Raw genomic sequence first — 12,865 nt, 5'->3', positions numbered from 1 at the left:
AATTAAAATTTATTAAAAATAATAAAAACTATTAATTCCATAATTATTATTTTTATTATGAATTGTTTTAACGCTATGAATTTTAGTGAGTTTGACTTAAGTTTCGCGCTCTAATGTATCATGTAAATCTATAGATATAGATGAATTGATTCTATATATCGCTATGTTGCTTATTTTTCTCAAAAATCTGTTTTATTTATTGAGAATTCATAATGAAAGGCAAACGAAGTTGTGAAAATGGCTTTCAATTTACAAAAACAGTGTTTATCATGCATGCCTTATGAAGTTTAAATGGCGCTACTGGTTTTGGGCTTTGCTGGGGAAACTATTTGCTTATGTCACAAGTCGACAGAGTAAACCTCCGACAAGCTTATACAGTCTTTAACGGTGGCGGTTCTATCTGCATTATTCCTAGGGATAGAGTGTATAATAAATGACTGAGACAACCTCTCTGACACCACTCATTGAATTAAAATCTTTAAGTAAAGGTTTTGATGACAAACAAATTATTTCTGAGTTTGACTTAACCATTCAGAACGGTGAGTTTTTGACCATTCTTGGGCCTTCTGGTTGCGGTAAAACCACAGTTTTACGTCTTATTGCTGGGTTAGAAGACGCTGATGGCGGTCAAATTATTCTTGATGGTCAAGATATTACAGATATTCCTGCAGAACAGCGTTTTGTGAATACGGTGTTCCAGAGCTACGCCTTATTTCCTCATATGACGGTTTTCGATAACGTTGCTTTTGGCTTACGCATGCAAAAAACGCCTGCGGCTGAAATTCAAAAACGTGTGGACCAAGCCTTGCGTATGGTGCAACTAGACGATTTTGCTGAGCGTAGGCCCAACCAACTGTCTGGTGGCCAACAACAGCGTGTGGCGATAGCCCGTGCGGTAGTGAATCGCCCGAAAGTCCTACTACTGGATGAGTCATTGTCTGCGCTCGATTATAAACTGCGCAAACAAATGCAAAATGAGCTAAAAGCCCTTCAACGAAAACTGGGGATCACGTTTATTTTTGTGACCCACGATCAAGAAGAAGCCTTAGCAATGTCTGACCGGATCATTGTGATGCGTGAAGGGCGAATTGAGCAAGACGGCACACCTCGTGAAATCTATGAAGAACCGAAAAACCTATTTGTTGCTCAATTTATTGGTGAAATTAATATTTTTGATGCAAAAGTATTGTATCGCATTGATGATAAACGTATTCGTGCCAATGTTGAAGGCCATGAATGCGATATTTTCACTGAGCTTTCTGTCAATGAAGGGCAACAGGTTAGTGTGTTATTGCGTCCTGAAGACTTGCGTGTTGAAGAAGTCAATGATGCAGATAACTATCCTGGGTTGATTGGCTACGTTCGTGAGCGTAACTATAAAGGCATGACGTTAGACTCAGTGGTTGAAATGGAAGATGGCAAAATTGTCATGGTAAGTGAATTTTTCAATGAAGATGACCCTGATGTCGACCACTCCCTTAACCAAAAAGTTGCAGTGACTTGGGTTGAAAGTTGGGAGGTAGTTCTGGATGATCATTCGTAAACATAAAATTTTGCAGAATGTGATTATCACCGGGGTAGTCGGCTGGCTGCTGCTGTTCGTCTTTTTGCCTAATATTATGATTATCGGCACTAGCTTTTTGACGCGTAGCGACACCAACTTAGTTGACTTGGTTTTTACATGGGATAATTACATTCGCTTGTCTGACCCGATGTACGCAGAGGTCATGCTGCATTCACTCAATATGGCGGTGATCGCAACTTTTTTCTGTTTAGTTATCGGTTATCCATTTGCCTTTATATTGGCAAGGCTACCTAAACGAGTGCAACCTTTGATGCTGTTTCTGTTAATTGTGCCATTTTGGACCAATTCATTGATTCGCATTTATGGGTTAAAAGTTTTTCTCAGTACCAAAGGGTATTTAAATGACTTTTTGCTCTGGGTTGGTGTTATCGATAAACCATTGAAAATTATGTATACCCCTGAGGCAGTGATATTGGGGCTTATTTATATATTACTGCCGTTTATGGTGATGCCGCTGTATTCAAGTATTGAAAAATTGGATAAGTCATATATAGAGGCGGCAAAAGATCTCGGTGCGAATAAATTTCAGCGGTTTGTGAAAATCATCATTCCGTTAACGATGCCAGGAATTATTGCAGGCTGCTTGCTGGTGTTATTACCCGCAATGGGACTGTTCTATGTGGCGGATTTAATGGGGGGTGCAAAAAATCTACTGATCGGCAACGTAATTAAGAGCCAGTTCTTAAATATTCGTGATTGGCCATTCGGGGCAGCAACCAGTATTTTCCTTACAGTGATGATGGGATTATTGCTGTATGTCTATTACCGAGCAGCTAAGCTTCTGAATAAAAAGGCATATGAAGAATGATCGGACGTACTCTCCGTGGTGGCTTTATGGCCATTATCTACGCTTATCTTTATATTCCAATCATTATTTTGATTGTTAATTCCTTTAATGAGTCACGTTTTGGTATTCAGTGGCAAGGGTTTTCAACTAAATGGTATGAATTACTGAGTAATAACGATAGCTTATTAGAAGCAGCGGGGCACTCATTAACTATGGCGGTTTTGTCAGCAACTTTCGCGACAGCCATTGGTACACTCACAGCCGTTGCCTTATTTCGCTATCGTTTTAGGGGAAAACCTTTCGTCGGTGGCATGTTATTTGTGGTGATGATGTCTCCTGATATCGTTATGGCGATTTCATTATTGGTTCTCTTTATGCTCCTTGGGGTTTCACTCGGTTTTTGGTCGTTATTATTTTCGCACATTACCTTTTGCTTGCCGTTTGTCGTCGTGACTGTCTATGCAAGGTTGAAAGATTTTGATGTGAAGATGTTAGAAGCAGCGCGTGACCTTGGGGCGGGGGAATTTACCATTTTGCGCAAAATCATTCTGCCTTTGGCATTACCTGCGGTTATTGCAGGGTGGTTACTCAGTTTTACCTTGTCGATGGATGATGTGGTGGTTTCCTCATTTGTCACGGGGCCAAGCTATGAAATTTTACCATTGAAAATTTACTCCATGGTGAAGGTGGGCGTTTCTCCTGAAGTCAATGCATTGGCCACGGTGTTGTTGATTATGTCCCTTTTACTAGTGTGTTTAAGCCAGTGGGTGATGCGCGATAAATACGCCAAAAAAGCCAAACAATAGATTAATACGATGATGCTGAAAGTTTTATCTATCAGCATCTTTTTTCACAGCCATTAGGCGAGAGGGTGGGCTCCAATTGAGCCTATACGATACATTTCCCAAATAATTCGAGTTGCTTGATGAATTAAGGGATAAAAAACACGTTGTTGAGGGAAGCTCAGTCATGAAAAAATGGTCCTATCTACTGGCGGCTGGTGTAATGGCTGCAAGTATTGGCGCGGCAACTGCCGCTGACGATAATAAAGACGTACTGTATTTCTATAACTGGACAGAATATGTTCCCCCGGGTTTATTAGAGCAATTTACCAAAGAAACGGGCATCAAGGTGATTTACTCCACCTACGAATCAAACGAAAGCATGTACACCAAATTAAAGACCTATAAAGAAGGGGCTTATGATTTGGTGGTGCCATCCACTTATTTTATTGCCAAAATGAGTAAGGAAGGCATGCTGCAAAAAATCGATCAAAGTCAATTGAGCAATTTTAAAAACCTTGATCCGAACCTGACCCATAAAGAATTCGACCCAAACAATGACTATTCTGTGCCTTATATTTGGGGTGCGACGGGGATAGGCATTAATGGTGAAGCAGTTGATCCGCAGTCTGTCACCTCATGGGCGGATTTTTGGAAACCGGAATATAAAAATAGCCTGCTGATGATGGATGACGCACGGGAAGTATTCCAAGTGGCGCTGACAAAATTAGGTTATTCAGGCAATACGACTGACCCGAAACAGATTGAAGAGGCGTATAAAGAACTGCAAAAACTGCGTCCAAATATTTTAGCCTTTAACTCAGACAACCCAGCAACACCATTTATTGAAGGTGAGGTGGATGTGGGTATGTTATGGAATGGCTCTGCATTTGTGGCAAGGCAAGCTGGCTTACCGATTGAAGTGGTGTGGCCTAAAGAAGGCGGAATTTTCTGGATGGACAGCCTAGCCATCCCAGCGAATGCCAAAAATGTGGAAGGGGCTCATAAGCTGATTAATTTCTTATTACGTCCAGAAATTGCGGCTCAAGTGGCTGAATCTATTGGTTACCCAACACCAAATTTAGAAGCTAAAAAATTATTACCTGCTGAAATTGCTAATGATCCATCACTTTACCCAAGCGAAGAAGTTCTGCAAAAAGGCGAATGGCAAAGTGATGTCGGGAATACCAACATTTTGTACGAAGAGTATTTCCAAAAGCTAAAAGCCGGGCGTTAATGGCTTGATTAATTCTTTGCAAAGGGCACTCATTGAAGTGCCTTTTTTTATGGTGGTGCGTTGAGCATGGTGCTACCTGTCTACGGTATGCTTCGAATGGACGGTAGCTTAGATTTTTACAGGTTAGATTCTGTAACTCAACTTTTATCTGTAGCTTGGGTTGATTAATAATTATAATTAAATTAGCCTTAAGTTAAATTTTAAGGTGAATAATATTAAGGATGGTGGTTGTGGTTAAAAAATATGATCCGACATTGAGCGGATATCTAGGAGATTACCTTAAAGGTAATGTGGGGGTTAACCAGTTAAAGCCTCGGCATGAGTACTTTGATGCGATTGGTGTGACTGAAGCTTTAAATGCAAATATTCAATATGATGCATTGATTAGCCTTCATGAGGCAGCTGGAATTATTGACGATATTAAGCCCAGAGAGATCGTCAATGCAGGTGATATCAACGCAAGACGAAAAGAAGATGAGCGAAGAAATAACCCCTTTAGACATATTTTCAATGTGACAGACCCTATTTCTCCTTATGCAGGAACGCTTCGTGATACTCCTGATATCTATGTTTTGATCCGTGAATTCAGACAATTAGGTATAACAGCGACTGAACATATTGCTGCTAATGGCAACCGAATGATACACATATCCGGCTACGCTGGCTTAAGACGAATAGTCACAGGGACTCGATATGGCGCAGCCCATCCTGTGATGTTACATATGGGAATAGGACAACAAGGATTAGAAGCGGGTATTGCGAGAGGAATTCGTTTCTGCCTAGTGTTTTCTGCCATTTATCGGGGGTTAGAGTGGTTTTTTAAGGACGAATATACCTTTGCTGATTTTCTTGGCAATATCACGGTGGATATGGCGAAAACGGCTCTAGTGGCAGCAGCATCTTGGGGAGTAGGTACTGCATTAATAGCTGCTGGAGTTTTTGGCGGGAGCATTATTGCTGTTGCTGGAATTGTTTTTTTTGTTGGCATTGGTGTTGCCTTTGGGTTGGAATATTTAGATAGTAAATATCAAATTAGTGCGAAAGTCATAGAGCTGTTAAAAACAACGTGGGAAAGGGAATATAAGCCAACAGCGGATATTAATAAAGTTCTTCATATGTTACCTAGAAGATGATATTTATGATGAGAAAATCTTTGAAAATCATGGGCGGAGTTTTTTTACTTATTATAGTTTCTGCAATAATGATCCCTGTTTATGAGTCACTTCATTCACTTTTTTTTATGGAAGATAAAATTGTTTTTTCTAGCGGTATAGCTATGTATTCAATTGGTTTTCCGCTTATATTTTATGCTATGTCTTGTGTGGTTTATGTATTTATATTCGAAAGGCATCCAAAGCATCATATTATTATAGGTCGATATTTAAGTTACTTGATCTATATAGCCTTAATCACTGGAATACCTATTTCTTTTGGTGTTGGATTCATGCTTAAAAGTGATGGTTATCAAACCTGTGATAAAATTTCATGGATGTCTCCAACGACGTATGTCAAAAACATATCTCTATGTGATTAACAAAGGACTTTTTATGGCTGAGCCGATTTATTTAACCTTAACTGGCAAGAACCAAGGTTTAATTTCTGCAGGATGTTCCACCATTGATTCAATTGGTAATCGTCACCAGATTGGTCACGAAGATGAAATTCAAGTTATTAGTTTAAACAGTGGTTCATTTAGAGCTCAAAATGCAGCTTATCAACCCGTTGTGTTTACTAAATTAATTGATAAATCATCACCTTTACTTTCCACCTCGCTAGATAGTAATGAAGTATTAGAGGCTGTATTTGTTTTTTATCGTACCAGTCAGCATGGACAGCTTGAGAAATATTACGAGGTTAAACTCTCGGGCGTTTCTCTGATTGAGGTTTCTGATATCTTTCCTGATTCAATAAAAAGTAGTGAATTAATACCGCATCAGTATATTCAGATGAAATACACTTCAATATCAAGGCGTCATGTAATGGCAAATACATCAAGCTATAGTATTAACAGTGATATGGTTAAGTAAGAAGAGTGCAATTTAACCTGACAGTTACCGCTATCAAAATTGGTAGCTGCCAGATTAAGTACATCATCGAATAATTTGGCTAAATAAGCTCAGCGACTTATTTACTCGCTGCATTATGGGCAACAAATTTGGCAAAGGTATCGGCCCACGGCTGTAAGAAATCTTTGCTTTTTGGGGAAATATTACCTTGTTCATCAACCATTCCTTCATACCACTTCAAATAGCACTCTGGTTGGTTCATTGTTGGCATATTCAAAAATGCCAAGCTATTACGCAAATGTTGTTGTGCAATAGCTGTACTAATATTGCCAATAGATACCCCTAGTACTCCAGCAGGAATACCATCCCATGAGTTATCTCCCCATGGGCGAGAGCCTTGGTCAATCGCATTTTTCAATACGCCAGGCATTGAACGGTTATATTCTGGGGTGGCGAAAATAATGCCATCACAGGCTTTGATTTGAGATTTGAAATTAGCCACAACAGAAGGTACATTTTGGTCTGCATCTTGGTTGTAGAGAGGTAACTCACCAATATCGATAAACTTAAACGTGAAATTCGCAGGGAATAATTTAGTTATGGCTTTAGCAACAACTAAATTATAAGAATCAGCACGTAAGCTACCAACAATAACGCCAATATTGTATTGATTTGACATGATAAAACCTCTTTTACGGATAGTTAATTAGGAACATTGCAAACCGTTTTTACGTCGTCAGAATTTTATTTTGTTGTCATTATTAAACATCATAATACGAATATGTGCAAAACTAAGTCAAATTAAATGCCCTCAAAAATATTTGATATTTTTAAATTAATTATAGAGTTATAACGTATCACTATTCGATATTGTGAGTCCTCTTCCACTATTTAGATTTACCCATGAACAAATCAGGGTTACTTGATTTTAGTCAAAATGAAACATACCGACTGGTCGGTATCATTCGTTGCATGAATAAATCCGCGCAACACAGAAAAAAAGACCCTATCAAGCTTCAAGTGGAGCTCCTGAAAGCGGCTCGCATTATTGCTGGCAGAGAAGGGATCTCTTCGCTCTCTCTTAATGCAGTGGCAAGGGAGGCGGGTGTTAGCAAAGGAGGGCTGATGCACCATTTCCCCTCCAAACAGGAGCTTATTCATGCGCTTTTTCTCCAATTACTCGAAATTATGGATGAGCGGATCCATACCATTATGGGTAATGACTCAAATCCCTATGGCCGGTTTTCTCGTGCTTATTTGCACTACATTGGTGAGCTGAAAGAGTCTGATGAAAGTTTTCAACTTGCTTTACTCTCTTTAGCGATGCCAACGGAACCCGTATTGCGTCAGTGTTGGCGAGATTGGGTAAGCAACCATCTGGCGAAGGGGGATGAGTTTGATAACAGTTATTTAGGCGCGTTAGTACGCTATGCCGCGGATGGGCTATGGCTTTCATCATTGACGGAGGGCGAAACATTGTCACAGCAAGAACGTGATGCGATTGTTAGTCGGTTAACGACTATTTCATTTGAAAAAATTCTATAAATAAAAATATTATGTAAGTAAAAATAGCAGTGATAACGGTAGTGCAATTTTATTCCAAAAATAAGCACATGAGGCGACAGTGAAATATAAAATCAATGCTTTCATTCTATATGATGCGGTTGATGGCACTTTATCTTTAAAAGAAGATGAGGTGGATACCCAACTGTCGATAACGGCGAATGCATTATTGTTTTATTTTATTCAACATAGGGGGGTTGTTTCCCGAGATGAGGTATTAAAAGCAGTATGGGATGATAATGGATTAGTGTCATCAAACAGTAATTTAAACCAATATCTCAGTATATTACGAAAAGCATTTCGCCCATATGGTATTGAAAATATTATTGTGACAGTTGCTCGGGGGCGATTAGAGTTTAATTCTGATGTTTCCCTTGAACTAATTGATGATATTAAAACTCAGCCAACTGAATTAATAACTAGCTTAAGTGAAATAGAAGAAACAGCGGTTGTTTTATCTCCAACTTCCCAACCTATCTCTGATCCTACAGACCCTCAAAAAATAGATTCAACACTGACACCAGAAAAAAAAGAAATCTGTTGGTATCTTGCCAGTGGTGCTTTTCTATTGTGTTCCATTTTATTAGCTGTCATGGCTTATTTATCAAATCAACCATCAGTGCCGATTAATATGACCGTGCTTGAGCATACTCATTGTGATGTATTGTCGAATGAAAAAATGATCAATAACACTGTCGCACTAAACTATGTACAAAATTTTGATAAGGTTAGGAATAACTTAAATCTAGAGTGTGTTGAGAAAGAACGGTTTGTTTTTTTCTATGGGGACAAATTACAGACTAACGGACTAGGTCGAGTATTTCTTGCACATTGTGCAGTCAATGAAGATAACCCATTTAGCTATTGCGATAACTACTTTTACTATTCTTGGAAACCATCATGAAGATATCAGGAAAAGTATTATGCTTACTGAGTTTTTTGTTATTTATTGTTGTGGCGATTTATACCCAGTCAGTCTTATTTTCCAATAAACAAGATGGCTTAATGGTGTGCTCTACTAAAGGCATCATGCGCTTTGAAAATATGAAAGACGAAAACGTTAACGGCAATATTCACTTCAATTTTGGCGCGAATGGAAAGGGCTCAATTGTGGTGGAGGGCTATACCGATTCTAAAGCGGGCTGGTTGTATTTACAGCGCTATGTGAAATTCAACTATACGACAAAACGGATATCACCGACGGAGCGTCATTATAGTATTAGTCAGTGGGAGGCGAGCGCTTCTTCTATTGATGAATCGCCAAATGTGATATTTGATTATTTTATGAGAGAAATGTCAGATAGCCATGATGGGCTATTTCTTAATGCGCAAAAGCTCAATGACAAAGCTTTACTACTCAGTTCAATTAATTCCCCACTTTATATCTGTACGTTAAAGCCTGGCAGTAAATTTGATTAATTCAGTTCTTATTGAATCAGTTTAGCGGTGAAGTAGTGCGCTTCATCGTTAATTGACGATACCTCTTTTCTGTTTATTTCCTTTTTGTTCTATTCACAAATGATAGCGGCCACAACCTCGCAGAGACTTGTCATCATGAAGGGGGAGTTTCTCTCTTGTGCAGCACTTAGCTTGCGGTGTCGGCTAGTAGGTAAAGCTTATAACTGAGTGAGCGAACCCACAGTTATCATCCCACAAATCACACCCATTTATCAGCCTAATAATATTTTATTAACAATCTAATTAGCTAATGCTAAATCCATGTTTGGCCCATTTTTTCTGACCATATAGATACGTGAATTTTTGGCTTTTTCAGAGTTTACATATAAATAATTCAATAAATCACACTAAATTTTAGATTAAAATACTAATTATCTACCGTATGTGGATTTATATTTCGTTTTTATTTTTCGGTTCTATAGTGAGTCTGAAGCCAAAGGTTGCGTTCAATAGATCACCGCGCAGACACCATTGGCGTAAATGTTTACCCAGATATTGCAAGGGACATGTACTCGGACACATTAGCTTGGAATATGGAAGGTAAAGAAAAATAAAGAAGGCTTCTCGGAGGAAACAACAATGGGTGATGCATTAGGTCTTATTGAAACAAAAGGTCTGGTGGCTTGTATCGAAGCAGCTGATGCCATGTGCAAAGCGGCAAATGTTGAGCTAATTGGCTACGAAAATGTCGGTTCAGGTCTCGTTACCGCAATGGTTAAAGGCGATGTCGGCGCAGTCAAAGCAGCTGTCGATTCGGGTGTTGAATCAGCGCAGCGTGTTGGTGAAGTTGTCACTTCACTGGTCATTGCGCGTCCACACAACGATATCAACAAAATCGTTATTAAGCATAAGGCATAACTTTTTCCGGAGGAAAAAATATGGGTGACGCATTAGGTCTTATTGAAACTCAAGGGTTAGTGGCTTGTATTGAAGCTGCAGACTCGATGTGTAAAGCCGCAAATGTTGTGCTGATTGGTTATGAAAATGTTGGGTCAGGTTTAGTTACCGCCATGGTCAAAGGCGATGTGGGTGCGGTGAAAGCTGCAGTGGATTCAGGTGTTGAATCTGCCTCTCGTATTGGCACCGTTGTGACATCACTGGTTATCGCGCGTCCCCATAGCGATATTCAGAAAATCGTCGCCCAGTATAAAGTCACGGAATAAAACAGGAAATTACTTATGAAAGAAGCACTTGGTCTGATTGAAACCAAAGGTTTAGTCGCGTGTATTGAAGCTGCTGATGCCATGTGTAAAGCCGCCAATGTCGAGCTAATCGGTTATGAGAATGTCGGTTCAGGGCTGGTAACAGCGATGGTTAAAGGCGATGTCGGTGCCGTTAACGCTGCAGTTGAGTCAGGTGTTGAGGCTGCAAAACGTATCGGAACAGTGGTGACTTCACGTGTGATTGCAAGACCACACAACGATATTGGCAAAATTGCACAACAACATAAAGCCTAAGTCATTGGCTAATAAGCCAATAACACGAAAAGTGAATGAATTAATTTTGGCTCCGATACGGGGGAAGACATGGTTGCATTAGACAAAGATCTGCAATCCAGACAACTGGCAAGAGAGCTAGTTAGAAACGCGAAACAAGCGCAGAAAGAGTTTGCGACATTTTCGCAGGAAAAAATCGATAATATTGTTAAACACATCGCAATTGAGTCCGCACTTCATGCCGAAGAGCTGGCAAAAATGGCCAATGAAGAAACTGGGTTTGGTAAGTGGCAAGATAAAGTCCTGAAAAACACTTTTGCTTCAATGCGTGTTTATGAACACATTAAAGATCTCAAAACCGTTGGCATCATTAATGATGACAAAATCAACAAAGTCATGGATGTGGGGGTTCCTCTTGGTGTGATCACGGCGTTAGTTCCTTCTACTAACCCAACATCTACCATCATCTACAAAACGTTGATTGCCTTGAAGGCGGGTAATGCCATTGTCTTCTCCCCTCATCCAAATGCCAAAGCCTGCAGTTTCCGAACATTAGAAATTGTCAAAAAAGCCGCATTAGAAGCGGGTGCTCCAGCTGGAATTGTCGATGCTGTCACAATGCTGACTTTAGAAGCAACGAAAGAACTGATGCACAGCAAAGACGTCTCTTTAATCTTGGCGACGGGCGGTGAAGGCATGGTGCGTGCAGCTTACGCATCCGGTACACCAACCATTAGTGGCGGTCCAGGCAATGGCCCTGCATTTATTGAACGTAGCGCCAATATCAAGCAGGCGGTGAGTGACATTATCACCAGTAAAACGTTTGATAACGGCGTGATCTGTGCTTCTGAGCAATCCATCATTGTGGAACGCTGTATTTATAACGAAGTTCATCGTGAATTACTCGCTCAAGGCGCTTATTTCATGAATGAAGACGAAGCGAAACGCATGGCCTCAATGTTGCTTAGAGCGAACGGCACCATCAACCCAGAAGTAGTGGGTAAAGATGCTATCACACTCAGCCAACGTGCAGGTTTCACTGTTCCAGCTAACACACGTGTGTTGATTGCGTTGCAAGACACCGTATCACCGAAAAACCCATACTCCCGCGAAAAATTATGCCCAATTTTAGGGATGTATATCGAGGAAGATTGGCAATCCGCGTGCCATCGCGTGGTTGATTTGCTGACCAACGAAGGCCTCGGCCATACCTTGGTGATCCACACACAAAACGAAGATGTTATTCGTCAATTCTCTCTGGAAAAACCCGTTAATCGCATTTTGATTAATACACCGGCTGCACTCGGTGGGATTGGGGCAACGACCAATATCACACCTGCGTTAACACTGGGCTGTGGCGCGGTTGGTGGCGGTTCTAGCTCTGATAACGTTGGCCCAATGAATTTACTGAATATTCGTAAAGTGGGCTATGGCGTACGTTCTATTGATGATTTAAGGCAACCCGCCCAGCCTTGTGCAGTGGCTCAGCCAGCGGCACCGGCTACGGTCAATCAACCGCAAGTCAGCATTTTTGATGATAGCCGTTTCCGTAATCCTGTTGCGGCAACCGCGTCACCAGTGACCGCTAACCCTGCAGGTGATGACCGATTTGGCAGTGCGGTAACAACGGCTGCGATTGCTGAGGCGGTGGTTTCTCAAGGAGATATCACTGAAGAGAATGTTGAGCAAATCATCAAGGCCGTTCTTGGACGCCTAAGTAAGTAACTTATTGAAATAAGGCGGTATAAACCATGATCCTCGCAAAGGTAGTTGGACATGTTGTTGCAACGCAGAAATGCCAAGAACTTAGTGGCAGTAACTTATTAATGGTTACCAAGCTAGGGGATGACCTTGAACCGTTGAAAAACAAAACGTATGTGGCAGTCGACAGTGTTGGCGCAGGTATTAACGACATTGTGTTAGCTGAAGCTTACTTCGCTTTGAATAAAGACAATTACAAAGCCATGTCAGTGGTTGCCATTGTTGAGAAGGTTTATACCAAGGAGTAAAA

Annotated in this window: 16 protein-coding genes; 15 read left to right on the top strand and 1 reads right to left on the bottom strand. The window is 40.5% G+C overall.

Annotated elements, in window-relative coordinates; all coding sequences use genetic code 11:
• The first annotated feature begins 433 nt into the window (after positions 1 to 433).
• The 7 genes from potA (at position 434) to M1E86_RS17195 (ending at position 6,418) form a co-directional block, all read left to right on the top strand.
• Entirely contained in the window at positions 434 to 1,543 is a 1,110-nt protein-coding gene (gene potA, locus M1E86_RS17225) for a spermidine/putrescine ABC transporter ATP-binding protein PotA (RefSeq protein ID WP_125890545.1), read from the top strand.
• On the top strand, positions 1,530 to 2,393 hold the full coding sequence (potB, locus tag M1E86_RS17220; protein WP_125890544.1) for a spermidine/putrescine ABC transporter permease PotB: 864 nt from the start codon (positions 1,530 to 1,532) through the stop codon (positions 2,391 to 2,393). The genes potA and potB overlap by 14 nt, the downstream gene beginning before the upstream one ends.
• A complete protein-coding gene (gene potC / locus M1E86_RS17215; protein ID WP_125890543.1) occupies positions 2,390 to 3,178 on the top strand; it encodes a spermidine/putrescine ABC transporter permease PotC in 789 nt (262 codons plus the stop codon). The genes potB and potC overlap by 4 nt, the downstream gene beginning before the upstream one ends.
• Positions 3,179 to 3,341: 163 nt before the next feature.
• A complete protein-coding gene (gene potD / locus M1E86_RS17210) occupies positions 3,342 to 4,391 on the top strand; it encodes a spermidine/putrescine ABC transporter substrate-binding protein PotD (RefSeq protein ID WP_125890542.1) in 1,050 nt (349 codons plus the stop codon).
• A 221-nt stretch (positions 4,392 to 4,612) separates the two neighbouring features.
• Positions 4,613 to 5,524 carry a hypothetical protein gene (locus tag M1E86_RS17205; protein WP_213913631.1) on the top strand — a complete coding sequence of 304 codons (912 nt, stop codon included), beginning with the start codon at positions 4,613 to 4,615 and terminating at the stop codon, positions 5,522 to 5,524.
• 5 nt (positions 5,525 to 5,529) lie between these two features.
• Positions 5,530 to 5,925, top strand: coding sequence for a DUF1240 domain-containing protein (locus M1E86_RS17200; RefSeq protein ID WP_213913629.1), 396 nt, complete (start codon positions 5,530 to 5,532; stop codon positions 5,923 to 5,925).
• 13 nt (positions 5,926 to 5,938) lie between these two features.
• Positions 5,939 to 6,418, top strand: coding sequence for an Hcp family type VI secretion system effector (locus M1E86_RS17195; RefSeq protein WP_125890539.1), 480 nt, complete (start codon positions 5,939 to 5,941; stop codon positions 6,416 to 6,418).
• A 97-nt stretch (positions 6,419 to 6,515) separates the two neighbouring features.
• Here the strand turns inward: M1E86_RS17195 and M1E86_RS17190 are convergent, their stop codons facing one another.
• The gene (locus tag M1E86_RS17190) at positions 6,516 to 7,076 is read right to left on the bottom strand and encodes an NADPH-dependent FMN reductase (protein WP_213913627.1); all 561 of its coding nucleotides are present in this window, start codon (positions 7,074 to 7,076) and stop codon (positions 6,516 to 6,518) included.
• Positions 7,077 to 7,369: 293 nt separating this feature from the next.
• Here M1E86_RS17190 and M1E86_RS17185 point away from each other — a divergent pair, with 293 nt between their 5' ends.
• The 8 genes from M1E86_RS17185 (at position 7,370) to M1E86_RS17150 (ending at position 12,863) form a co-directional block, all read left to right on the top strand.
• The gene (locus tag M1E86_RS17185) at positions 7,370 to 7,942 is read left to right on the top strand and encodes a TetR/AcrR family transcriptional regulator (protein ID WP_125890722.1); all 573 of its coding nucleotides are present in this window, start codon (positions 7,370 to 7,372) and stop codon (positions 7,940 to 7,942) included.
• Positions 7,943 to 8,021: 79 nt separating this feature from the next.
• Positions 8,022 to 8,864 (top strand): transcriptional regulator, encoded by an 843-nt coding sequence (locus M1E86_RS17180; RefSeq protein ID WP_125890537.1) that lies wholly within the window; start codon positions 8,022 to 8,024, stop codon positions 8,862 to 8,864.
• Positions 8,861 to 9,379 carry a FidL-like protein gene (locus M1E86_RS17175; protein ID WP_125890536.1) on the top strand — a complete coding sequence of 173 codons (519 nt, stop codon included), beginning with the start codon at positions 8,861 to 8,863 and terminating at the stop codon, positions 9,377 to 9,379. The genes M1E86_RS17180 and M1E86_RS17175 overlap by 4 nt, the downstream gene beginning before the upstream one ends.
• A gap of 618 nt (positions 9,380 to 9,997) precedes the next feature.
• Positions 9,998 to 10,276, top strand: coding sequence for a BMC domain-containing protein (locus tag M1E86_RS17170; protein WP_004249182.1), 279 nt, complete (start codon positions 9,998 to 10,000; stop codon positions 10,274 to 10,276).
• A 20-nt stretch (positions 10,277 to 10,296) separates the two neighbouring features.
• Positions 10,297 to 10,581, top strand: coding sequence for a BMC domain-containing protein (locus M1E86_RS17165; RefSeq protein ID WP_004259066.1), 285 nt, complete (start codon positions 10,297 to 10,299; stop codon positions 10,579 to 10,581).
• Between the two features lie 15 nt (positions 10,582 to 10,596).
• A complete protein-coding gene (locus tag M1E86_RS17160; RefSeq protein ID WP_004259063.1) occupies positions 10,597 to 10,875 on the top strand; it encodes a BMC domain-containing protein in 279 nt (92 codons plus the stop codon).
• Between the two features lie 69 nt (positions 10,876 to 10,944).
• Positions 10,945 to 12,579 (top strand): acetaldehyde dehydrogenase (acetylating), encoded by a 1,635-nt coding sequence (locus M1E86_RS17155; protein ID WP_213913625.1) that lies wholly within the window; start codon positions 10,945 to 10,947, stop codon positions 12,577 to 12,579.
• A gap of 26 nt (positions 12,580 to 12,605) precedes the next feature.
• On the top strand, positions 12,606 to 12,863 hold the full coding sequence (locus M1E86_RS17150; RefSeq protein ID WP_004259057.1) for a EutN/CcmL family microcompartment protein: 258 nt from the start codon (positions 12,606 to 12,608) through the stop codon (positions 12,861 to 12,863).
• Positions 12,864 to 12,865: the final 2 nt, after the last annotated feature.

The organism is Providencia sp. PROV200, from assembly GCF_049901995.1.
Classification (GTDB): Bacteria; Pseudomonadota; Gammaproteobacteria; order Enterobacterales; family Enterobacteriaceae; genus Providencia; species Providencia rettgeri_E.
Note: the sequence above shows the minus strand (reverse complement) of the source record. Positions and strands in the feature narration are given on the sequence as shown.

Excerpts from the sequence above, each read along its gene's own strand:
- potD (WP_125890542.1), top strand. The coding sequence starts at position 3,342 with ATGAAAAAATGGTCCTATCTACTGGCGGCTGGTGTAATGGCTGCAAGT.
- M1E86_RS17205 (WP_213913631.1), top strand. The coding sequence starts at position 4,613 with ATGGTGGTTGTGGTTAAAAAATATGATCCGACATTGAGCGGATATCTA.
- M1E86_RS17175 (WP_125890536.1), top strand. The coding sequence starts at position 8,861 with ATGAAGATATCAGGAAAAGTATTATGCTTACTGAGTTTTTTGTTATTT.
- M1E86_RS17170 (WP_004249182.1), top strand. The coding sequence starts at position 9,998 with ATGGGTGATGCATTAGGTCTTATTGAAACAAAAGGTCTGGTGGCTTGT.
- M1E86_RS17190 (WP_213913627.1), bottom strand. The coding sequence starts at position 7,076 with ATGTCAAATCAATACAATATTGGCGTTATTGTTGGTAGCTTACGTGCT.
- M1E86_RS17195 (WP_125890539.1), top strand. The coding sequence starts at position 5,939 with ATGGCTGAGCCGATTTATTTAACCTTAACTGGCAAGAACCAAGGTTTA.
- potB (WP_125890544.1), top strand. The coding sequence starts at position 1,530 with ATGATCATTCGTAAACATAAAATTTTGCAGAATGTGATTATCACCGGG.
- potA (WP_125890545.1), top strand. The coding sequence starts at position 434 with ATGACTGAGACAACCTCTCTGACACCACTCATTGAATTAAAATCTTTA.
- M1E86_RS17160 (WP_004259063.1), top strand. The coding sequence starts at position 10,597 with ATGAAAGAAGCACTTGGTCTGATTGAAACCAAAGGTTTAGTCGCGTGT.
- M1E86_RS17155 (WP_213913625.1), top strand. The coding sequence starts at position 10,945 with ATGGTTGCATTAGACAAAGATCTGCAATCCAGACAACTGGCAAGAGAG.
- M1E86_RS17200 (WP_213913629.1), top strand. The coding sequence starts at position 5,530 with ATGATGAGAAAATCTTTGAAAATCATGGGCGGAGTTTTTTTACTTATT.
- M1E86_RS17165 (WP_004259066.1), top strand. The coding sequence starts at position 10,297 with ATGGGTGACGCATTAGGTCTTATTGAAACTCAAGGGTTAGTGGCTTGT.
- M1E86_RS17150 (WP_004259057.1), top strand. The coding sequence starts at position 12,606 with ATGATCCTCGCAAAGGTAGTTGGACATGTTGTTGCAACGCAGAAATGC.
- potC (WP_125890543.1), top strand. The coding sequence starts at position 2,390 with ATGATCGGACGTACTCTCCGTGGTGGCTTTATGGCCATTATCTACGCT.
- M1E86_RS17185 (WP_125890722.1), top strand. The coding sequence starts at position 7,370 with ATGAATAAATCCGCGCAACACAGAAAAAAAGACCCTATCAAGCTTCAA.